Here is a 22,078-nt window from a genome sequence, read left to right on the forward strand (position 1 = left end):
TTCTAAATAGAATTTAAATAAAAAGTAGCTGAAGATAAGCTTCAACTACTTTTTTAGTGAATTATGCATGTTTTGAAATGATTTGCTGAAGCTTAGCTTGCAGTGTCGGTAGGTCATGCATCGTAATCGTTGTTCTGACATAGCGTTCATCCATATCTAATGCCTCTGCAAAAAAGCTACCAATGCCTCTTACCTTGCGATCAATTTGCATTAAAATTTCCGCTGAATGATTAGACTGGGAGAGGAAAACGATTTCCAGCTCATCTAAATGCCCTCTATATTGTCCAGTTGGTACAAATTCAAATTCCTGTACAAATGGATAGTAGCCACGGAAGCGGGAAGGGGCTTGTTCGCATTCAGCTTCCCGTAAACGGAAACCTAGGCTTTGAATTGTATCCAATATATGCCCTGCAAGCGTTGTTGGCTCCACACGAATATAATCCTTATCACTTGGATCGACAGCATTTTTAATATCAAGGCCGGTTTGAATCCAAACCTGTGTTTTACCAGCACTAATCGGTGTTTCAAATGGCAGTGTTATCGAAATAGGAAAGGCCTTTTCTTCACCTGCCGCCAGTGTGAAAGGCTCTGTTACTTTGACTTTTTGTAGAGCAGCAACCTCTGTATGTTTATGATCATTGGACTCGCGAATATAGGTCGTATTAACTGACAGATAAATAGCATCAACTTGTTGGTCAATTTGACCGCCACGCACGATGATTTCCCCCTGCATAACCTCTCCAGCGCGATAAGTATCCTTTGCCAATCTTGTATCCACTGTTGCTGCACCTATTCCAAAACTTGCTAATGCTTTATGAAAAAAAGACATCTTTCATTCCTCCTACTGACATGGTTAGCTATACATACGCTCGTGTTGAAAAAAGGTTTCAAGACTGGCAAATTTTTCGCTATACTAGTTGGAAAATGAAATTTTTACATGCGTGTTGTTTTTGTAAGAATACTAAGGTAAGTAATGATTTCTGCACCGATTATTCATATTTAGCCTTTATACTAAATGAATGTAGGTCTTCTCAATGATGAAAGATAGAGGGTGATTAAATGTATAGTGTGATGTCCACCATTAGTCAGTTTATTAGTGAGCCAATTACGCAATTATTACATGGCTATGAGCATTCTGCATGGATGATGGCCGTTCTGCTTGGCTTGATAGGTGCACTTGCTCCATGTCAAATAACAGGGAATATGAGTGCCATTACGTTTTATGGCAGTCGAACGCTTCATAGGAGCAGTATTTTGCAGGAGATTATGTTTTTTATGATGGGCAAAGTGGTTGTTTTTAGTGGGCTTGGACTGCTAGCTTGGCTGTTGGATCAATCGTTTGAAACGAAGATGACGCTATATTTTCCAATCTTTCGTCAGGCAATCGGACCAATGCTGCTATTAACAGGATTCGTGCTAATCGGTTTAGTGAAATTCACCTTTCTGCAACGCTTGTCATCGAAATTACCACCTATAGTAAAAGAAGGGAATTTGGGTGCTTTTTTGATGGGTGCTAGTTTTTCGATTGCCTTTTGTCCGACCATGTTTGTCTTGTTCTTTGTGTGGCTCATGCCCGTTGTAGCAAGCACTTCCTATGGCTTCATCCTACCAAGTATTTTTGGCGTGGCAACGGCTGTACCGCTTATAATCATGCTCCTCTTGCTATATGTTTTTAATGCCAAACGTCTTATTGTAAGGACAAGCATGAAGATGGGGAGAAGTATGCAAATGATTGCTGGTTTATTATTACTATTAGTCGGCATGATAGACACGATTACATATTGGGGATTATAAGGATAAAGAGAACATAGTCGAGTGTTTTTGCTTGGAAACAATAAGGTAAATCGTCTGTGCCAAAGTGACATCTTACAATATACTCGATTTTTGCAGAGCTAGATTTTCGATTAAACATATACCCAATTTGGCAACGAAATTTAGTTTTTCACCATATCACGTCATCATCTTTGCGTATGCAGATGCTGGCAATATACCGATTAGTCTCTTCATGGTAATTACTAATAAGATGGTTGAGTGAAAGGGAGATGAATGGTTATGGTATATCCTGCAAAAGTAAACAAGGTTCCGGTTATATTGAGCTTCTTAATGGTCTGGCTCATGGCGGCTATGGCACTGTGGCTTTTCGCAACATCTTTAATGGTCATGATTATGTCTGTGTGTTTTATTCTTTCAGCAAGCGTCGTCTGGTGGTACGCCACATCTATTCAGTTTGTTTTTGATGAAGAATAGCTATTAGTGAAAAGTGGTCCATTTAAAAGTAAAATCCCGTACCAAGGCATCACAAAGATTGCTCCTACAACTGCCGAATTTACGGGTTATCAGATTTCTACAGCTGATAAGGGATTAGAACTTTTCTATCAAACGCCAGCTCAAGGGAGTGTAAAGATGTTGCCACAGGATAAATGGGCATTTCTTAGTGAGCTAACAAAGCGATGTCCCCATGTACAGATTCCACAAGCCCAACATTTCAAGTAATGCTAGATAAGTTAAAAAAGGTAGCTGATGTGTTGATCAGCTACCTTTTGTTATTGATCAAGCTTTGTTAACGTTTTGCCGCTCCAACCAAAAATAATCGTTAGAATGGGACCTAGTAAGCAGAAGAAGGTGAAGGGTAGATAATCCAGTGTGGAGATACCGAGGACACTTGTGATGAAAATACCACAAACACTCCAAGGGACTAGCGGATTGACGACCGTACCAGCATCCTCCATGACACGAGAAAGGTTTTTCGGCGCAAGACCTACCTTGGCAAATTGCGCTTTAAAGGCTTCACCAGTTAACAGAATGGATAAATACTGCTCACCGATTAATGTATTGACACCAATGCCCGTAATCGCAGCACCTGTTATAACGGAGCCAGCACTTTTAAATAAGCTTTCAACTTTCCCTAAAATACTTTGAATAATGCCGAGTGTAAATAATAATCCACCCATTGTTAAAGCAAGTAAGACAAGCGCGATTGTAAAGAGCATACTATTCATGCCACCACGCGTTAGCAAGGCATCTACTTCCTCATTACCAGTTTGAGAGACATAGCCATCAAAGAGAATTTTGAAAACATCTGCAGCTGGTAACGGGTCAAGCATATAGGAAAGACCTACACCGATAATGGATACGACTGCCAAAGTAATGACAGCAGGTGCTTTATAAAAGGTCATGATTACAAGGACAACAATTGGCAATAATGTATACCAATGAATCAATCCTGTCGACAGTAGTCCTTCTTTAAATAGCTCCACGGTCTCAAACGATGTTGAAGCACCAGATGGCGATAAAATAGCGTACAGCACAAAGGAAATGATGAAAGCAGGAATAGTGGTCCAGCCCATATTTTTAATATGCTCAAAAAGATCTACCCCAACCGTACCTGAAGCAAGATTGGTTGTATCCGATAAAGGAGACATTTTATCACCAAAGAAGGCACCAGAAACAATCGCTCCAGCCGTGATCGTTAATGAAATGTCCATCGCACCAGCAATGCCCATAAATGCCACACCAACTGTTGCCACCGTTGTTAACGAGCTCCCAACAGAGATGCCGACGACGCTACATATAAGGAAAACAATCGCAAAGAAAAAGTTCGGTGAAACGGTTAAAAAACCATAGTAGATGAGCGTTGGGATCGTTCCACCCATAATCCAGCTCGAAATTAAAATACCAATGAAGAAGAAAATAAAAACGGCACCAAGTCCAGCACTAGCACCAGCAATCATACCGCCTTCCAGGTCACGAAAAGATACTTTCTTCCATAACCCATAAGCCAGCAAAATGGCAATCACTAAAAAAATCGGGATGTGGGGTGCTGCTTTTAAATAGCCAATACTATAAGCCATTGTGATAATAATTAACAGTATAATAAAGAATGCCTCTATAAATCGAGGGTTACTCTTTGCTTCTATTCGAAACATGTGAATCCTCCTAATACGAATAAATACTTCTGCGCTTCAATGCGGTGAAGCCCAAAAGTATTATAGCACGCTAATATTTTTTGTCAATTGACTGAAAACAGAAGGCCCACATGTTTTCATGCATTTATTGTATAAGCAACTCTAAGGACGAGCATAACAAGAAGGAATACGTTTGCGCGTACGATAAAATACAAAAAATAACAATGAAATTCCAGCATTTTCATGTAAATTTCGTTTACAATTCCTTAACATTTCACATCATAAACAAATAAGCGAAAAAAAGTTTATTTCAAGTATTTTTATAAAAATAACAGAAAAAACGGTTATATTTAAAGAAAAAACGGTGATTTTTAATATTTGATTTCCAACGTTTGCAACTTGAAAAACAGCTTAAAAATAAATGTGGCAAAATTTATATTACATTTTTGTAAAATCAACATCTGCATGTTTAAAATTTTGTTGAATTGTGTAAATGTTTTGTTATGATGATTCAGAAATCGACAATATTTATTTCACAGGAGGAACAGGATGTTCAACTCAAATAAGCAAGATCCATTTTTTCAGTCATTATTAAAAATCGCAAAAAACGTGAATGAAGGTATTTATTATGCACATAATGCCCGCATTCAAGATATAGATGCGTTAAAAGAAATTGCCGATACAATGAAGCAATATGAAACAAGTGGCGATAAACTAATTCATGAACTTATTGTGATGCTAAATAAATCTTTTATGACGCCTATCGAGCGTGAGGATATTTTAGCATTAGCGAATAAGCTAGATGATGTGATTGACGGAATGGAGGGCTGTATTGCTCACTTCAATATGTACAACTTAACGGAAGTGACTGAGCCAATGCGCCAATTCCTCACATATATTGCAAAAAGCACAGATGAAATGGTACAAGCCATGGAACTGTTAAATAGTAAAAAGCTTGTAGAAATGCGTAAACATGCTATTCAAATTAAAGATAATGAACGTGAATGTGATGAAATTTTCCGTTCTTCCATGAAACAGTTATTTATCCAAGAAAAAGATCCAATGCGTCTGATTGTTTTCAAGGATATTTATGAGCAATTTGAAGATATTGCCGATAGCTGTCAAACAGTAGCTAATACAATTGAAACAATAATTATGCGTAATGCGTAAGATGGAGTGTACGAAATGGATACGATATTATTAATCACCATACTAGTCGTTATTTTCGCACTTGTGTTCGATTTTATTAACGGCTTCCATGATACAGCAAATGCCATTGCCACTTCTGTATCAACCCGTGCCTTAAAGCCACGTACTGCGGTTTACATGGCAGCGGTAATGAACTTCGTCGGAGCCATTACCTTCGTTGGGGTAGCGAAAGCATTAACAAAGGATATTGTGGACCCGTTTACTTTAAATGCCTATGACGGCGATATTACAGGTTCTGTAGTGATTTTAGCAGCTTTATTATCTGCCATCACATGGAACTTGTTAACATGGTACTTTGGGATTCCATCCAGTTCTTCTCATACTTTAATTGGTTCTGTTGCAGGCGCAGCCATTGCCGCTGCAGGATTTGATATTTTGAACTATGCTGGGTTTATTAAAATTCTTCAAGCACTTATTTTTTCACCATTGCTAGCATTCGCAGCTGGTTTCCTAATGATGACAATATTGAAGATTATCTTCAAAGATATGAATTTATATCGCACAAATAAAGGCTTCCGCACCATGCAAATTGGGACAGCTGCCTTACAATCTTTTACACACGGAACAAATGATGCTCAAAAAGCGATGGGGATTATTACACTAGCTCTAATCGCGGGCGGCCTACACCATGGGGACGATATCCCATTCTGGGTACGTTTTGCAGCAGCAACAGCGATGGGTCTTGGTACATCTGTAGGTGGCTATAAAATCATCAAAACAGTTGGTGGTAAGATTATGAAAATTCGCCCAGTAAATGGAGTAGCGGCAGATTTAGCTTCTGCTTCTATCATCTTTGGTGCGACGTTGATCCACTTACCAGTATCTACAACACATGTTATTTCTTCATCCATCATGGGTGTAGGAACAGCGCACCGCGTCAAAGGCGTTAAATGGGGCATGGCACGCAAAATCGTCACAACTTGGGTCATCACAATGCCAATCTCAGCCGTTATGGCAGCCTTGATTTACTATTTTTTAAGTTTATTTTTCTAGTACGATAAGAGGAATGCACAGCAATTGTGCATTCTTTTTTTATTTGCGTAGATAAGTGAAGGATAGCGAGAGCAAGAAACAGGATAAAGGAGAGGAAGAGGATAGGAAGAGCAAAGTGGAGGATAGAACGAGAAAAGTAGTGGATACAACGCTTAAAGTGGAGGATAGAGCGAGGAAAGTAGTGGATACAACGCTTAAAGTGAAGGATAGCGGAGAGGAAGTGGATAGCAAGAGCAAAGTGGAGGATAAAACGAGAAAAGCGGAGGATAGAACGCTCAAAGTAGAGGATAGCCTGAACATAGCGGTGGATACAACGTGCAAAGTAAAGATTACACCTAGTAAAATGCTGGGAACATTCCTACTTGTGCGAGGAACGGATTCCCTCTAAGGTTAATTATAAAGAAAGTATAAACTTCGGAGAAAATCACTTTTTCCATAGTAAGGTGGAAATAGGAGGAGAACGAATGAAGGAAAAGTTACTACTGATTGAGGATGATGTCGCTATTGGTCGGATTGTCAAAGAGACGCTAGAGCAGGAGGGGTACGGTGTGGCGTGGGCGACTACGGGCCTTGAAGGGTTAGCAGATTTTCAGGCGGATTCCTTCGATTTAGTGTTGGTGGATTGGATGCTGCCAGAGATGGATGGGCTTGCGGTTTGTCAGAATATACGCTGGGAAAGTGATGTGCCGATCATCATGATGAGTGCTCGTAAGGAAGAAGCGGATAAGGTGGAGGGCTTGCAGGGGGCAGATGATTATATTGCAAAACCGTTTAGTTTAGAGGAGTTGAAGGCACGTGTGGCTTCCCATCTTAGGCGCTGGAAACGTTATAACAAGCTAGATGAAGTAGAAGATCGGACTGCCTATGCCTTTGGATTAATGATTGATTGGCAACGAGCGATAGTGAGTGTTAATCAGCAAGAGCTAGCGTTAACCCAAAAAGAATTTGCTCTTTTCAGGCTACTTGCTAAAAATCCGAGTCAAACCTTCACAAAGGAGGAACTGTATCAGCATATTTGGCAGCAGCCGAGTATAGAGGACACACATACGGTCACAGTACATATCAAGGCATTGCGTGAAAAGCTCAATGATTCTGTGAAAAGCCCCCATTTTATTCAAACTGTATGGGGCAAGGGATACCGTTTTATAGGTGAACCATTATGAAAATTAAAACATGGTTACTCCTTACTTTTTTTCTTGTCATGGTGTTACCGATTGCAGGGGCATACAGCCTTTATGTATGGATAAATGCTTATTATCAAGATAAAAATGTTGCGGAATACTTTGATAAGTGGACTGAGCTGAACCAAATAAAAGCAACCATTGACAATCCAGCGCTCTATCAAAAAAACGCGGATTTACAAGAGTTAGAAGAGCTGACAAATGAGCAGCTAGGAATTACCCTTTATACAAAATCTGGCTTTATTTTATATTCCTCCAATCCTTTGTTATCAGGCTATGTTGGAAAAGAGCGCATGTTTAAAGGATTATTTGATTTACAACAAACATACAACGCCTTTACCTATAAGGAGCCTGTCTATCAACAGGGCGATTTATTGGGTGTCTATGAAATTCAATTAGTTAGGGCAGATTGGGTAAAGGGTGTTGAAAATCGTTCATGGCTTGTTATAACAGGTTCCATTCTACTATTCCTTGTCATCTATTTAGCTGTCCTGTTCGTGCTTAACCGTAGACTAAATCGACCATTAAAAGAGCTGATGCAGCAAATGCGCATTTTTGCAAAAGGTGGTCATGTGGAAACAAATCTTAGCGCAAGAAAAGATGAAATTGGAGAATTAGCTCAATCATTTGTGGCCATGCAGAATGAAATTGAGAAGACAAGAGCTTCCTTAAAAGAGGAGCAGCTACAAAAAGAGTTGATGATTGCAAGTATTTCCCATGATTTAAAAACGCCCCTGACTGCCATTCAAGCCTATGCAGAATCTTTACAAAGCAGGGGGCTTACAGAACAGCAACAAGAGGAATATCAGCAGGTCATCGTAACGAAGGCTGATCGGATGAAGCATATGCTAGAGGATTTACTCATGTATACATTGCTCCAATCAACGAATTATGAATTAGAGCTGGTTGCTGTTGATGCTGCAGAATTTTTTGAGATGGCATTGTCTGACTATGAACCATTATGTGAGGAACAAGGATTTACTTTAAACGTTTTCTGCGATGTAGATGGGCTATATGCGGTTCACCCGAAACAATTACAGCGTGTGATTGATAATTTAATGAGCAATGCTTGGCGCTATGGTGACATCGGTACATCTATTGGCTTAGCGGCCGTCAATGCTGGGAGTTATCCAGTATGGAGTTTTGATTTCCTGAAGTCAACTTTGAACAAGCAAGAAGGTGTATATATCATTGTACAAAATAGTGGTCAAGGTATTTTGCAGGAGGACATCACAAAATTATTCGAGCCCATGTATCAAGCAGATCGTGCAAGAACGAAGGCTGGAGAACGAGGGACAGGTCTAGGTTTAAATATTACAAAACAAATTATCGAAAAACATGGTGGTACAGTAGAGCTGTTTTCGCAGGAGAATATCGGAACAGCTGTAGTATGCTGGCTACCACCTTTTAAAGGAGCAATTAAAAATGAAATGGAAAAAAACATGCCGAACAGCGGGCTTAATTGCTGTGATGACATTTAGCTTAGTGGGCTGTAATACGGAGGCATCGTATTCACCACAGGAAATTATTGAGCAAGCACTACAAGAATCCAAAGAACCACTAACTTATTATGGCGAATACACGTTAGATATGGGGGAGCTTGGTGGCAAAGCCCAAGTGAAAGAGTGGGTCAAGGATGGCAATAGACGTATGGAGATGACAGGTGACAATGGTGAACACGTCATCTCAGTCATGACTGATTCACAAGTGATAAGCTATGATGTTGCTGAAAATACAGCCTATAAAATGGCCTTTCCACAAGGCGGACTAGATGGGCTTCAATCACCTAGAGATCAAGTACAGCTTATTTTTAAGTTAATCAAGGATACACATGAGATTAAGATCGCAGGTGAGGAAAAGGTAGCTGGTAGAGACACGTATAAAATTGTAGCCAAAACGAAAAAAAGCGAATCGTTATTTGGGGATATCGAAGTATGGATTGACAAGAAAACATGGCTGACATTAAAAACGAAGACAGATAATGCAGGAAATCAAATGATCACGGAATTTACAAAGATGGAGGAGGGTAAAAAAATAGATGACCAACAATTTACACTAGATCTACCTAAGGATGTAACGATTGAAGAAATTAGTGGGGAGGATACTTCAGAATCTGTTTCGTTAGAAAGTGCCAAAGAAAAACTAGGAGCTTTTTTAGTAGTCCCACAAGAAAATGATCTTACGCTAGACAAGATTTCCATGGCTAAAGGATTAGAAGATCGACCTGAATATTCGTTTGACTATGGATTAGATGGGCAGCCAGCATTTTTTGTTACTATTTTCAAGGCAGATCCGAGTTTGGCAGAAATTGAGCCAATATTAAATGAAAAAGAGATGGTTATTCGAGGGCAAAAAGGAACTGTTATGGATGATGAAAATTTCCGTTCCATTTCTTGGCAGGAAAATGGCTATCAATACAATATCGTTGGGGAAAATCCAGCGTTAACGCTTGAGGATCTTTTAAGCTATGTGCAACAAATGACACTTGTTCAATGAGGTGATGCTATGAAAAGAGCAGAAGGGCTGAAATGTCTTGCATTGTTTTTATTTACCACTATTTTCTTATATGGAGTAGGGGAAACCTATGGAGTATCTTGGCTACAATTTCACTTTTTAGGTCAGTATGATGATGCAGGTTTTTATTTTAGTTTTACATCCCTGATTCCCATCGTGATTGGCCTATTTATGGTAGGGCTTTATGAATCCATCTTAAAACGTTTCATCTAAATAGAACAGTGGTAGGATCACAGATGGATGATCCTGCCTTTTTATGGTTTAATTTAAAAAAGGAGGTTTTTGACGATGTCTACATTTATAGTTGGCGTACTCCAACAATTGACCTCACCCCTGTTGATGGTTGTATGCTTTTATTTTACATTAACTTATTTTCATCATCTAAAGATAGGTGATGACAGGGGCATCAAGAACACAAAATGGGCAGCGGTGCTGTGCTTAGCGCTTGCTTTGATATTACCGTTTATTTACAACTTTCTTATCTTCATCATGAGGGGATAAAGTGATCCGTACATAGTAAATGTAGCAGGTTTATGATTTATAAATAGATGATCTATTAGTTTAAAAACAACCACTCTATACGGTCACCGAACCATGTAGAGTGGTTGTTTTTTTGTAATACTTACGTAATTTGCTGTAAATGTGTTTTCTGAAAGGCTTCCTCATATTTTAAACCGTAGCCAAGTGCGCGATCTAAGAAAATATGTGCGAGCCAAATTAAAGCAACCATCAGAAATATAGAGCTAGACATCATAAAGCCTATTACTAGAAGGAGGGCAGGCAATACAAAGCTATGCCCAATATTATAGAAAACAGCGCCTATTTTCGGATTGAGGAGATAGCCGATCATAGTGATGTCAGGGAGTAATAAAAACACCATAAAATACAGCCATGAAAAATCCAAGTGCCCATAGAAAAAGACGGTGATAATCAAGGCAATCACATATTCTAAAGAGATGATTTTACGTAATTTCATCATAAGCCACGACCTTCCAATAAATTTTGATACATCCCCTCTATGAGAGAGGCAATTTTTTCTTGATTTTTTTCATATTGTCCGTCAGCCATTAATGTTTTAGTCAATTGTAATGATTGCAGTGCGTGCTGATAAAAACGTAGTTGTTGCTCGATTTGTGCTATTTTGACTGAAAATAGCTGTACGGTTTCTTCATTACAAGCTGTGGAGATAGGTTTTTGTTCCAATGTCAGTAAATGTTTAATTTCTTGTAAGGTAAAGCCGAGTTGACGTAAGACGATGATGAATTTCATTGTCTGCTCACATGCGGGATCATACACACGATAGCCATTGTCCTGTTTTCGGGGATGTAAAAGACCCTCTTTTTCGTAGTAACGGACTGTATCAGTTGTGAAGTGAAATTTTTCGGCGAATTGTTTAATTTTCATACGAGCACCTCCTAAATTAATCCTAACATTGGAGTATGCTCCAAGGTCAAGGTTCTTTTTGAATAATAGTAAAAAAAATGAAACGGTTATTTAGTGGCAGTCGTTTATAGTGTAAGAAGGGGAGGTGGACGGCATACTTGAAGAAATAATCGATGAACATGCAGAACATTTATTACGTCTCGCCTATTTTTACGTGAAAAACCGGCAAACAGCCGAGGATATTGTGCAAGAGGTCTTTATTAAATTTTCTCAGCGTGGCTATGAGGAGCGAGGGCAGCTACGTGCATACTTATCCACGTTAACGATTAATCAAAGCAAAGATTATTTAAAAAGCTGGCATTATAGAAAATTACTATTCCAAGAAAAACTATTTCCGTTACAGGGGCATAAACAGCGGGATGAGCTCGTTGCAGCAGAGGAACGATCTCAGATTGGGGCAGCCATTTTAAAATTGTCCTTAGCCTATCGTGAGCCCGTCATTCTTTATTATTTTGAAGAAATGAAGATTCGTGATATTGCGCAGCTACTAGGAATTGCAGAAAATACGGTGAAAACAAGGCTGAAACGGGCAAGAGAAGCATTAAAGCCCCATCTAAAGCAGGAGGAATGGGAGGTGCTAGGGCATGAATGATATACAGAAGGAATTAGTCAATGTAGCAGGGGATGTGACAGTGAGCAAAGAAAGCGTCAAAAAACATGTGTTACAACAGCCGACTAACAGAAAAAAATCTGTACGATTCACGCTATTAACGGTTGTGCTCACTCTTTGTGTTGTGGGTTTTATAATGATGCAGCTTTTAACGAATGAAACAAAGCAGACGACCGCCCTATTCCATGAAAGGCAACTGGAGCACTTTGAGCGTATTAGCCATATGATACGGTCAGGGCAAGAGCAGGCATATTATAAAGAGGAGGCGTATTTTTCATATGAAAAACTTGTTGCCTCCTACTATTTTGCGAAATCATTAGGGGTTACCTATTCTAAGAAAGAGTTAGAGGCAGAAAGAAAGAAACAGGTTGAGCAATTGGAAATGCTACAGCAATCGCCTGAATCTAAAGCTTTTTTTCTCGGACTAGAGCCGAAACAATATGTGAAAACATACCTTGAACCCCTTCTACCAATGTATACCGCTAGGACGAAGCTGTATGCGATATATCAAGAAAAATATCCAACCTTTTATGCTTATCAAGAGGTAGCCAATATTGATGCCAAACGGTATTTCCAAGCGCATTTTGCTGAGCAGGCAAGAACCTTTCAAAAGGAGCATAACATCGAAATACGTACCAGTGTACATGGCTCTTCAATGGTCGGCACAGTTGCGAAGGTCGAATCGAATGTTTTCTTATTTATAGAAGGAGTGATTCCTGAGGATCTAAATCATATGACGGAGGGACAGCTTGCGGAAAAATATGAACAAGCCGATTGGTATCCTGTGCTGGATGAATTTCCTGTCAAGCAGGGGGATTATATTACTTTCACTTCAATGGGAACAGGGAGCATTGAGGAAAACGGAGTCGTAAGAAAATATGGTTTATTAACTAAATTGGAAAAACTAGAGCCAACCATTACAAAGGTGCTTGAGCTGGAAAATGAACAAGAAGTCGCTCAGTTTTTGCAGGATGTCCCGTGGCAGCCAGCCAATAAGATAGCAAGACCTCCCGAGTATTCTTTTCAGGTTGATGGCGTGCGTATCGAAATGTGGAAGGGCTATGGTGGATCTCTTTATCTTCAAAAGGTAGGGAGTGGAGAAATCCAGCTGAATGCTAAAAGAGCAATGCAGTTAAAAGCGCTAATAGGTTTACAGGAATCTTAGCAAGTCTCTTTGAAAGAGGCTTGTTTTTTGTTGAGGAGAAAATTATAGTGAAAGTACCATGTTAAAATAACTTTTCATTACATCTAGGATAAAATACATAGAGATATTTGTTGTTAGGAATAATTGCTTAATGATGGGAAATTAAATGAGTCCAAAGAATTGTAATATTTTGTGTGCAAAGGTAGTATTAAAGAAGTAAGGGTGAAAATAAGGGGGAGCGGTATGAACACACAAGAATTTGAAGAATTATGGATTACGCTCAATGAATTATATAATGCTGATCGCTTTTTAGAATATATAGAAATAAGTAGTGCCGCAATCGAGAGTGCCATTGAGCTTGGAATGTATGATAAGGCTATCCTGCTATTGCGCTATAGTTGTGCTAGTTATTTTCAAACGGGTGATCTACAGCTTTCCATCAGTGTCCTTGAACAATATCGTGAGCTAACCTTTCAACATGGCAATGATATCGATTTAATTCAATACTACAATTTAGCCGCTATTTATTGGGGAACATTTGGTCATTTAAAGAAATCAGAAGAGTTAATGCTGAAGGGCTTAAAAATAGCTGAAACGATTCATCATGTGGAGAGTATGGGGAAAATTTACAATAACCTAAGTGATTTAGAAATTTCGATGGGCAACTATCGCACAGCCAAGGAATTTGCCCTAAAAAGTCTTTACTATTCGAATGCATTTGAAGTGAAGCATAAAGAGCCCTATACAGGGGTTATGTATCCTAAAACGAACCTAGCTGTTGCACTTATCTGGCTGGAAGAATTTGATGAAGCGAACGAACTCTTACTAGAATTGCTGGCAACGATTCAAGATCCGCCTTATTCGAAAGTACAACTAGAGGTATTCAATGCGTACGCCTTCCTATGTGAAAAACAAGGGCGTATCAGTGAAGCCATTGATTTATATCAAAAGACGAAACATTATGCCCTGCAAAACAATGACCTGTCCTTGCTGCAAATCATTTATAATTCTTTAGTGAAATTAATTGAGGCACAGGGCAATAAAATTGTGTTATGTGCTATACAAAAAGAATTTATAAATATTTTATTAGAAATTCAACGTGAAAACTATTCACATGTATTGTTTGAAATGGAATACAACGATCATAAGAAGCAATTTGAAAAAAATGCCTATATGGATCCGCTGACAAATATCTACAATCGACGCTATTTTGATGAACAGGCGAAAAAGATGGTTGAAAAAGCGGCCGAAAGTAATCAGCAACTAGCTTTAATGATGGTGGATTTAGACCATTTTAAAGAAATCAATGATATGAATGGACATTTAATTGGCGATGATGCGTTGACCAGTACAGCCAAAGCATTAAAGGACTATTTTGAACCGTTTGAGTCCATTGTTGCTCGTTTTGGTGGGGATGAATTTATTGTGCTAAGTCAGGTTAAGGAAGGGGAATCGGTGCAAATATTGGCTGATAATCTTTATCACGCATTAACGGCATTGTCTCTGGTAGTGAATAATGAAAAGGTTCATTTGGAATTTAGCATTGGAGTAAGTACCAATCAGCGAGGCAGCATTGTAAAAGTGGAAGAACTAATCCAACATGCAGATGAAGCGCTCTATAAGTCCAAGCGCAATGGTCGCAACCAAATTACGCACTATAATCATTATTCCGATGTGGGAAATGGTATATAAACGAGGGAGAGGCATATCTGCATAGGAAGTGCCTCTTTTGTGTAAGTTGTCAACTAATGGTTTGGATTGATTAAGCCATAATAAACAATATCTTCGAAAGCACCATTTTTATACACATGCTGTTTTAAGGTTCCCTCATAATGCATCCCGCATTTCTCCATGATTTTGCCGGATGCAGGATTGGATTGAAAATACTGAGCATAGACACGATGATACTTTTTCTCTTGAAACGCAAAGGCGATGATTGCTTGGGTTGCTTCTGTCCCATAGCCATTTCCCCAATAGGGCTCCCCAATCCAATAGGCGATTTCGCCCCTTTGATGTGGCTGCTGATTGGACAACCCTATCGCCCCATATAATTGTCCACTGTGTTTATCTGTTATAGCCCATTCGTAGAGGCGATTCTCCTCAAAGTTTTGTTGATGAGTGGCTATCCATGACAATGCACAATCTATTGTGTAGGGATAAGGTACGTTCAGTGTGCTTTTGTAAATGGCATAATTGTTACATAAAACACTTACCTCAGGTGCATCTGCTTCTGTAAAAGGGCGGAGTAATAAACGCTCAGTCTCCATTGTTTTTTCTGCTGCTCGGTAAATCATCGAATTCCTCCTTTGTCTTCAGCGATATTTTTTAAAGCTTGAGAAGATGAATCGATTATAGCACAATAAAAGGGAAAATAAACCAAATAACAGTTAAAAATACATCTTGAATCAGAATAAATATTTATTGAAAAACGATAAAAATTATGATAAATTGTACAGGAGAATAAATAAAAGAGGTGCGTCAGATGAAACGAGAAACGCTCTTTTTAAAGATAGCTGTTTTTCTAATGGGAATACCGGTTCTTGCCTTATGTCTATTGGTAGTTCCTCGTGTAGCGATAGGGGCAGCACAGCATTTTCCGAAAACAACCATTTTTGCTTTACTAGGTGTTTATGCAACGGCCATCGCCTATTTTGTTGCTCTGTATACGACGATTAAACTACTAAGCTATATCGATCAAAATATTGCGTTTTCAGAACGATCCGTGAAAGCTTTAATCAATATTAAATATTGTGCAATTATCATTAGTGGTGTATACGTGGTAGGCATGCCACTGATATACTATGTGGCGGAAGTAGATGATGCCCCTGGTCTTATTATTATCGGAATGGTTATTATTTTTGCTTCCTTTGTCGTGGCAGTCTTTGCTGCTGTGCTGCAAAAGCTTCTAAAAAATGCCATCGATATCAAATCAGAAAACGATTTAACGGTTTGAGGTGAATACTATGGCAATGATCATCAATATTGATGTAATGCTGGCAAAACGAAAAATGAGCGTAACAGAGCTTTCAGAAAAAGTGGGCATCACGATGGCAAACCTTTCTATTTTAAAAAACGGCAAGGCCAAAGCCATTCGTTTTTCAACGTTAGAGGCCATTTGTGAGGCATTGAATTGTCAGCCTGGCGATATTTTGGAATATCGAAAGAACGAGGACACGCAAAAATAAGAGTCTGCTTCATGCAGATTCTTTTTTTGTAGGAATTATTGCCAGTAATGGTCGTCCTATGATACGATAAAGAAAAGATATATCGACAGGCAGTCGGTCAAATGTAAGGGGTTGTGATTATGAGGGAAATGAAGAAGGCGGAAGAGCGTCGCAATGAAATATTAGATGCAGCAGACGAATTATTTACACAGAAGGGGTTTGACGGTACTAGCACCAGCAATATTCTTGAAAAAGTGGGCATTGCACGGGGCACGCTTTATTATCACTTTAAGTCTAAGGAAGATATTATGGATGCCCTCATTGAGCGTTATACAAGTACGATGCTTGCAAAGGCAAGAGCGATTGCAGAAGACAAAAGCATTGCTGTGAATGAGCGCATTCTACGTGTTGTGATGGCATTAAACATACAGCATGAAAATGGTGGTCAGGAGATTATGGAGCATGTGCATAAGCCACAAAATGCATTAATGCATCGAAAAATACAGCAGGTGGTGATGAATCAAGTGCCACCAATCCTTACGGCCATTATTCGTGATGGTATTGAACAGGGCGTTTATCATACTCCCTATCCATATGAGTGTATGGAAATGATTATCGCCTATACCAATGCTGTATTCGATGATGATTTAGTGCTGATGACAGATGAAGAACGAGCGGCACGCATTCCAGCATTTATCTTTAATGTCGAACGAATGCTTGGAGTGGAAAATGGTAGTTTGCTCTATATGATGCAAATGTTTGGCAAGGATGGCGAAGGTAGTACGACATAAATACGAATGAGGGTCTTATTGGGTTTGACGGTAGTTAAAAACTTCCAAAGAGGTGACCTATGTATTGGAAATTTGTGCGAAACGATATGGCAAAGAGCAAGCTTATAGCAGGTATCACGATACTGTTTGTGGCAGCTGCTGCTATGCTTGTCACGCTCTCGGCAATGCTCATTGTCCATTTAACAAGTGCGATGGAAACGATGATGGAGCAAGCAGAAACGTCTCATTTTCTACAGATGCATGCAGGCAAAATTGATCAAGCACGACTCACTGAGTTTGCGGAACGTGATGAACGTGTAGACGAATTTCAGGTCAATGAATTTCTCAATGTAGATGGGGCCAAGATCCATATTGCTGGCACCACACTAGCGCATAGTGTACAGGACAATGGCTTTAGTACGCAAAGTGAGAAATTCGATTATTTACTGGACCTGGATGGTCATGTAATTGAAGTGGCGAATGGCGATATTTATGTGCCAATAGGCTATTGGAAGGATGGGACAGCCAAACTGGGTGACACCGTGATTGTTCAAGATAAGCACTTGACGATTGCAGGATTTTTACGAGATTCACAAATGAATGCTATGCTGGCCTCTTCAAAACGCTTTCTTGTCAGTGAACAGGACTATGCAGCCATTCAGGGAGCGGGCACGGTTGAATATTTGATTGAATTTCGGTTAAACGATTTGGCTGAATTAAAAGATTTTGAAGAAGCCTACACACGTGCAGGGTTAGAAGCGAATGGACCATCCATTACGTTGCCGCTCTTCAAAATGCTAAATGCACTATCGGATGGGCTAATGATTGCTGTCATTTTATTAATCAGCCTTCTTGTAGTATTCATTGCTTTTATGTGTATTCGTTTTACATTACTCACGAAGATGGAAGAGGATTATCGCGAAATTGGTGTCATGAAAGCGATTGGCATTCGAGTTGCGGATATTCAAAAGATGTATTTTGCCAAATATGCTGTGATCACGGTAATAGGCTGTATGCTAGGGTTTGCTAGCTCTTTCTTGCTTCGAAATAGGCTACTTGAAAATATCCGTTTGTTCATGGGGGAAACGGGCAATACCTCACTGATTTGGCTGTTCACCTTCATCGGGCTATTGCTCGTATTTATCGTGATAATGGGCTATGTACAATCTGTTCTGAAACAATTTCGCAAGCTATCAGCCACTCAGGCGTTGCGTTTTGGTACAACACAAGGAAAAACACAGCATACAAAATGGTTGAACCTCAGCTCAAATAAAAGACTTCCCATTAATCTCTTTCTTGGGGTGAAGGATGTCCTGTCACGGAAAAGGCTGTATGCCACTATGCTGGCCGTCTTACTCCTGGCAACATTTATCATCATCGTACCTCATAATTTACACAATACGATTGCCGCCAAAAGCTTTATGACGTATATGGGCATTGGCAATAGTGATATTCGAATAGATGTCCCACAAAGCAAGCAAACTGCCCAGCAGGTGGCAGCTTTCATTAAGACATTAGAACAAGACAAAGCAATCGAGCATTATAGTGTGTTGACGACAAAAAAGTTCGCGACAATGGCCGATGATGGCTCGGAAGCAAGCTTAAAAATAGAGCTGGGCGATCATACAATCTTCCCAGTAGAATATGCACATGGCAGGGCACCAATTGCCCACAATGAAATCGCGCTTTCTGTGCTAAATGCTGAAGAGCTTCACAAAAAGGTTGGCGATGCTATGTCATTGATCATTCATGGTGAAGTGAAGGATTTGATTGTTAGCGGCATTTATTCTGATATTACGAATGGTGGCAAGACAGCAAAGGCAGCTTTCTTTGACCATTCTACAGAAAGTATGTGGAGTGTCATCTATGGAACGATGTCTAAGCCATCGCAGGTCGAGGAGAAGCGAAAGGAATATGCAGAAACATTTTCTTTTGCAAAGGTCTCAGGCATTGATGATTATATCAACCAAACCTTTAGCACGACCATCCATGCCATTGAAAAAGCATCTCGTGCAGCACTTGCCATAGCCCTCTTGCTATGTTTGCTCGTCACACTGTTATTTATGAACATGCTAATGGCGAAGGATCAAACATCTATCGCTATTATGAAGGCATTAGGCTTTACCAACAGAGATATCGCTACACAATATGCGGCTCGAGCCGTGTTTGTTTTACTATTGGCTATAACAATGGGGACGTTCCTCGCCAACACGCTAGGTGAGCTTGTGACAAGTACGGTTATCGCATCATTTGGTGCGGCTTCATTTAAGTTTACGATTCAACCTCTAGCGGCCTATGTTTTTTGCCCATTAGCGCTCACAAGCGTTGTTCTGCTAGCTACACTCATAGGTACGTCCAGGGCGGGGCATGTCAAAATGATGGACCATATAAAGGAGTAGAACCTTATGAAACTAGTGAGTGGTAAGCAAATAGCAAAGTCATTTCAGGTCGGCGATGAACAGTATAATGTGTTAATGAATATTTCCGTTACAATAAATAAAGGGGAGTTCGTTGCCATTATGGGGCCCTCTGGCTGTGGGAAATCGACACTCTTGTATGCACTTAGTGGGATGGACACTATCGATCATGGGCAAGTGATCTTTGATGGCATGGATTTAGCCTCACTTCGTGACAATGAGCTTGCGGATTTGCGCAGAACAAGAATGGGCTTTGTGTTTCAGCAGCCGACCTTTCTAAAAAACTTAAATATCCTTGATAATATTTTGTTACCTGCGATGCGTGATCAACGAAAAAATGTGAGCATCTTAACAGACAAAGCGCTGTCCATCATGGAAAAAATGGGGATTGCGGATTTAGCAAAGCGAGATTTGACACAAGTTTCTGGCGGACAATTGCAACGAGCAGGCATCTGTCGTGCATTGATTAGCGATCCTCTAATGATTTTTGGAGATGAACCAACAGGTGCTCTAAATTCAACGTCTGCACAGGAAATCATGGATTTATTCACGGTCATCAATAACGAGGGCACAACAATCATGCTCGTGACACATGACCCAAAAATTGCTGCCAGAACGGAGCGTATTCTCTTTATGTGTGATGGAGCCATCGTAAATGAGCTACGATTGCCCATCTTTACAGGCATAGATTTAGACGATAGAATGGCCAAAGTAGTGGCTACTATGCGAGAAATAGGTATTTAAATAGATGAGAATCCGTAATGATTAAAAAATTACGGATTTTTTTTGTGAAAATTGAATCGTAATGGCAGTGGCGTCCGTCAGTAGTGTAGAAAGAAGGTGAGAGCAATGATGGATATTGAACAGATAATCGAGGAGCATGGTGATTACTTGCTAAAGGTCGCCTATCTATATGTGAAAAATAAGACGACAGCAGAAGACATTGTGCAGGATGTGTTCATCGCCTTTTATCAAAAGCAGGAACAGTTTCGCCAGGAAGCATCATTGCGTACATATTTAGTGAAAATGACGGTTAATCGAAGTCATGATTATTTACGGAGTTGGAAAAGCAAACGGCTGACACTGTTTGAAAAGATTACAGGGCGCACGACAACGGTTACACCTGAAAAGGAGATGCTAGAGAAATCCGTCAAAAAAGAGCTAATGGAGGCATTGTTTACGTTATCAGTCGCCTATCGAGAGGTCTTGATTTTGTATTATTTTGAGGAGATGACGACTGTGGAAATTGCCCAGCTCGTGCATTGTCCAGAAGCAACAATTCGTACAAGACTACAGCGAGCTCGTAAACAGCTGGCAGCAGCAATGGGTGACTTTGATTGGGAGGGGCTACGTCATGAATCAATTTAAAGAGGATTTGCTTAAGGAGCTACAGGATGTCAAGCTCTCACAACAGCGCAAGCAATTAATCGCTGACAAAGCGCGACGACAAGGGCAACGTAAAACAGGAGGGGAATGGACATATCGTCTCGTGCTGGCAACCTTTACTGTTTTCGTCATTGGTTTTAGCTATATTTTGACACAGCAAAAGGAACAACGTACCACAGGACAGCAAGCAGCTAGTACATCATCAGATACATGGCACTGGTGGTCCCTTTTTGACTCCGATTATGTAAGAGGCATGTTATTGCTTGGTATATTTATCGGAGCAACTTTTATTGTCAAGCGTTTGTTAGTGAAAAAAGGATATGGCCTACCTGTTTGTATTGAATGTGGGGAGAGCTGGTCTGAGAAAGATGCACGTAAGTTGTATCGCAAAAATGGTGAAATTGTGTGCCCTCATTGTGGACAAAAACAATATCGCACAAAAAAATCCATTCAAATCAGTGGTGTGATGACGATGCCAGTGCCGTTATTGATTATGCTGCAGCATGTTTTCCAACATTTTGTTATCGGACTTATTTTCTTTTTAGTGGGCATGTTCTTTTATCATCATCAAATTGCGCCATATGTGTTTAAGCTGCAAGAAAAAGATCCAATGAATGAACCTTTATGGTAATCATTTTGAAAGGAAATTGCTATTGTAATCTAGCAATTTCCTTTTTTATTCGAAAATAGATTGACAACGGTTTTTATTTGCTTTATCTTTGTGTTAACTTATTTTAATTATTGGTTAACGCACAAGGGGAGGCTTTTTACATTGAAAAAAGGAAGTACATATCAATACGTGTTAGCAGCATTTGGGGCAGCGATTATCGCCGTTCTAGCACAAGTAACGATTCCACTACCACTTATTCCGATTACAGGACAAACTTTAGCGGTTGGAATTGTCGTAACCATTTTAGGGACAAGATTAGGGACGATATCTGTCCTGCTTTATATACTATTAGGCGCAGTAGGTTTACCTGTATTTAGCGGAATGTCAGGCGGACTCGGGATTTTAGTTGGTCCAACAGGCGGATATATCGTCGGTTTCCTTGTCACAGCGATTATTATGGGCTTATACTTAGATCAATTTGGTATTACATTTGTTCACGCTATTATTGCGAATATTATTGGCATGATCATCACATTAGCGTTCGGAACAGTGTGGTTAAAAATTGTAGCAGAATACACGTGGACAGCTGCCTTTATGGGTGGTGTTGCGCCATTTATCGTAGTGGGGATCGTCAAAGCGGTACTTGCAGCATGGATTGGTGTCATTGTCCGTCGTCGCTTAGAGAGCGCACATTTAATTGAAGCAACAGCATAGGACATGGGAGGAATTGTT

General features: G+C 39.8%; 27 protein-coding genes. 22 read left to right on the forward strand and 5 right to left on the reverse strand.

The genetic code is table 11. From position 1 onward, the window contains the following. Positions 1-61: 61 nt before the first annotated feature. Entirely contained in the window at positions 62-829 is a 768-nt protein-coding gene (locus MHI22_RS01990; RefSeq protein ID WP_340810905.1) for a sporulation protein, read from the reverse strand. A 230-nt stretch (positions 830-1,059) separates the two neighbouring features. On the opposite strand from MHI22_RS01990, the gene MHI22_RS01995 reads away from it, so the two are divergent. The 3 genes from MHI22_RS01995 (at position 1,060) to MHI22_RS02005 (ending at position 2,493) form a co-directional block, all read left to right on the forward strand. Further along, on the forward strand, positions 1,060-1,794 hold the full coding sequence (locus MHI22_RS01995) for an urease accessory protein UreH domain-containing protein (RefSeq protein ID WP_340810906.1): 735 nt from the start codon (positions 1,060-1,062) through the stop codon (positions 1,792-1,794). Between the two features lie 258 nt (positions 1,795-2,052). Then, positions 2,053-2,247 (forward strand): hypothetical protein, encoded by a 195-nt coding sequence (locus MHI22_RS02000; protein WP_340810907.1) that lies wholly within the window; start codon positions 2,053-2,055, stop codon positions 2,245-2,247. A gap of 6 nt (positions 2,248-2,253) precedes the next feature. After that, positions 2,254-2,493 (forward strand): PH domain-containing protein, encoded by a 240-nt coding sequence (locus tag MHI22_RS02005; protein ID WP_340810908.1) that lies wholly within the window; start codon positions 2,254-2,256, stop codon positions 2,491-2,493. A 50-nt stretch (positions 2,494-2,543) separates the two neighbouring features. Here MHI22_RS02005 and nhaC read toward each other — a convergent pair whose 3' ends face one another. Continuing rightward, positions 2,544-3,926, reverse strand: a complete 1,383-nt coding sequence (nhaC, locus tag MHI22_RS02010) for a Na+/H+ antiporter NhaC (RefSeq protein ID WP_058843728.1) — start codon at positions 3,924-3,926, stop codon at positions 2,544-2,546. Between the two features lie 528 nt (positions 3,927-4,454). On the opposite strand from nhaC, the gene MHI22_RS02015 reads away from it, so the two are divergent. The 8 genes from MHI22_RS02015 to MHI22_RS02050 all read left to right on the forward strand — a co-directional run bounded on the left by MHI22_RS02015 (position 4,455) and on the right by MHI22_RS02050 (position 10,303). Beyond that, positions 4,455-5,075: a DUF47 domain-containing protein gene (locus MHI22_RS02015; protein WP_004229078.1), complete on the forward strand. Its 621-nt coding sequence runs from the start codon at positions 4,455-4,457 to the stop codon at positions 5,073-5,075. Between the two features lie 15 nt (positions 5,076-5,090). Beyond that, positions 5,091-6,107, forward strand: a complete 1,017-nt coding sequence (locus MHI22_RS02020) for an inorganic phosphate transporter (protein WP_058843727.1) — start codon at positions 5,091-5,093, stop codon at positions 6,105-6,107. Positions 6,108-6,222: 115 nt separating this feature from the next. Next, positions 6,223-6,495, forward strand: coding sequence for a hypothetical protein (locus MHI22_RS02025; RefSeq protein WP_340810909.1), 273 nt, complete (start codon positions 6,223-6,225; stop codon positions 6,493-6,495). A 76-nt stretch (positions 6,496-6,571) separates the two neighbouring features. Then, positions 6,572-7,270 (forward strand): response regulator transcription factor, encoded by a 699-nt coding sequence (locus MHI22_RS02030; protein WP_089932426.1) that lies wholly within the window; start codon positions 6,572-6,574, stop codon positions 7,268-7,270. Beyond that, on the forward strand, positions 7,267-8,769 hold the full coding sequence (locus MHI22_RS02035; protein ID WP_330494081.1) for a sensor histidine kinase: 1,503 nt from the start codon (positions 7,267-7,269) through the stop codon (positions 8,767-8,769). Before MHI22_RS02030 ends, MHI22_RS02035 begins: the two co-directional genes overlap by 4 nt. Beyond that, entirely contained in the window at positions 8,714-9,784 is a 1,071-nt protein-coding gene (locus MHI22_RS02040; protein ID WP_340810910.1) for a LolA family protein, read from the forward strand. Before MHI22_RS02035 ends, MHI22_RS02040 begins: the two co-directional genes overlap by 56 nt. A 9-nt stretch (positions 9,785-9,793) precedes the next feature. After that, positions 9,794-10,015: a hypothetical protein gene (locus MHI22_RS02045; protein WP_036117260.1), complete on the forward strand. Its 222-nt coding sequence runs from the start codon at positions 9,794-9,796 to the stop codon at positions 10,013-10,015. 75 nt (positions 10,016-10,090) lie between these two features. Continuing rightward, a complete protein-coding gene (locus tag MHI22_RS02050) occupies positions 10,091-10,303 on the forward strand; it encodes a hypothetical protein (protein ID WP_036117262.1) in 213 nt (70 codons plus the stop codon). 121 nt (positions 10,304-10,424) lie between these two features. On the opposite strand, the gene MHI22_RS02055 is transcribed toward MHI22_RS02050, so the two are convergent. Further along, complete coding sequence (locus MHI22_RS02055) at positions 10,425-10,781, reverse strand: DUF4260 domain-containing protein (protein WP_230593744.1); 357 nt, start codon at positions 10,779-10,781, stop codon at positions 10,425-10,427. Next, on the reverse strand, positions 10,778-11,206 hold the full coding sequence (locus MHI22_RS02060) for a MerR family transcriptional regulator (RefSeq protein ID WP_340810912.1): 429 nt from the start codon (positions 11,204-11,206) through the stop codon (positions 10,778-10,780). The genes MHI22_RS02055 and MHI22_RS02060 overlap by 4 nt, the downstream gene beginning before the upstream one ends. Positions 11,207-11,330: 124 nt before the next feature. Between MHI22_RS02060 and MHI22_RS02065 the strand changes: the two genes are divergently transcribed. The 3 genes from MHI22_RS02065 to MHI22_RS02075 all read left to right on the forward strand — a co-directional run bounded on the left by MHI22_RS02065 (position 11,331) and on the right by MHI22_RS02075 (position 14,691). Continuing rightward, entirely contained in the window at positions 11,331-11,837 is a 507-nt protein-coding gene (locus MHI22_RS02065) for a sigma-70 family RNA polymerase sigma factor (RefSeq protein WP_101966791.1), read from the forward strand. Beyond that, positions 11,830-13,020, forward strand: a complete 1,191-nt coding sequence (locus MHI22_RS02070) for a hypothetical protein (RefSeq protein ID WP_340810914.1) — start codon at positions 11,830-11,832, stop codon at positions 13,018-13,020. The genes MHI22_RS02065 and MHI22_RS02070 overlap by 8 nt, the downstream gene beginning before the upstream one ends. A 222-nt stretch (positions 13,021-13,242) precedes the next feature. After that, the gene (locus MHI22_RS02075; RefSeq protein WP_036117270.1) at positions 13,243-14,691 is read left to right on the forward strand and encodes a tetratricopeptide repeat-containing diguanylate cyclase; all 1,449 of its coding nucleotides are present in this window, start codon (positions 13,243-13,245) and stop codon (positions 14,689-14,691) included. Between the two features lie 53 nt (positions 14,692-14,744). Here MHI22_RS02075 and MHI22_RS02080 read toward each other — a convergent pair whose 3' ends face one another. Beyond that, complete coding sequence (locus tag MHI22_RS02080) at positions 14,745-15,293, reverse strand: GNAT family N-acetyltransferase (RefSeq protein WP_036117273.1); 549 nt, start codon at positions 15,291-15,293, stop codon at positions 14,745-14,747. A 188-nt stretch (positions 15,294-15,481) separates the two neighbouring features. Between MHI22_RS02080 and MHI22_RS02085 the strand changes: the two genes are divergently transcribed. The 8 genes from MHI22_RS02085 to MHI22_RS02120 all read left to right on the forward strand — a co-directional run bounded on the left by MHI22_RS02085 (position 15,482) and on the right by MHI22_RS02120 (position 22,060). Further along, the gene (locus MHI22_RS02085; RefSeq protein WP_036117275.1) at positions 15,482-15,952 is read left to right on the forward strand and encodes a DUF2975 domain-containing protein; all 471 of its coding nucleotides are present in this window, start codon (positions 15,482-15,484) and stop codon (positions 15,950-15,952) included. A 10-nt stretch (positions 15,953-15,962) separates the two neighbouring features. After that, positions 15,963-16,184: a helix-turn-helix domain-containing protein gene (locus MHI22_RS02090; RefSeq protein WP_036117277.1), complete on the forward strand. Its 222-nt coding sequence runs from the start codon at positions 15,963-15,965 to the stop codon at positions 16,182-16,184. A 119-nt stretch (positions 16,185-16,303) separates the two neighbouring features. After that, positions 16,304-16,954, forward strand: coding sequence for a TetR/AcrR family transcriptional regulator (locus MHI22_RS02095; protein ID WP_058843719.1), 651 nt, complete (start codon positions 16,304-16,306; stop codon positions 16,952-16,954). A gap of 59 nt (positions 16,955-17,013) precedes the next feature. Continuing rightward, complete coding sequence (locus MHI22_RS02100; protein WP_340810915.1) at positions 17,014-19,332, forward strand: ABC transporter permease; 2,319 nt, start codon at positions 17,014-17,016, stop codon at positions 19,330-19,332. Between the two features lie 6 nt (positions 19,333-19,338). Beyond that, positions 19,339-20,094, forward strand: a complete 756-nt coding sequence (locus tag MHI22_RS02105) for an ABC transporter ATP-binding protein (protein ID WP_340810916.1) — start codon at positions 19,339-19,341, stop codon at positions 20,092-20,094. A 105-nt stretch (positions 20,095-20,199) separates the two neighbouring features. Further along, complete coding sequence (locus MHI22_RS02110) at positions 20,200-20,718, forward strand: sigma-70 family RNA polymerase sigma factor (RefSeq protein WP_089932412.1); 519 nt, start codon at positions 20,200-20,202, stop codon at positions 20,716-20,718. Continuing rightward, positions 20,705-21,367: a TIGR04104 family putative zinc finger protein gene (locus MHI22_RS02115; protein WP_036117294.1), complete on the forward strand. Its 663-nt coding sequence runs from the start codon at positions 20,705-20,707 to the stop codon at positions 21,365-21,367. Before MHI22_RS02110 ends, MHI22_RS02115 begins: the two co-directional genes overlap by 14 nt. A gap of 141 nt (positions 21,368-21,508) precedes the next feature. After that, positions 21,509-22,060 (forward strand): biotin transporter BioY, encoded by a 552-nt coding sequence (locus MHI22_RS02120; protein WP_036117296.1) that lies wholly within the window; start codon positions 21,509-21,511, stop codon positions 22,058-22,060. Positions 22,061-22,078: the final 18 nt, after the last annotated feature.

Origin of the sequence: Lysinibacillus sp. FSL L8-0312, assembly GCF_038003285.1 — a bacterium.
GTDB classification, from domain to species: domain Bacteria; phylum Bacillota; class Bacilli; order Bacillales_A; family Planococcaceae; genus Lysinibacillus; species Lysinibacillus fusiformis_D.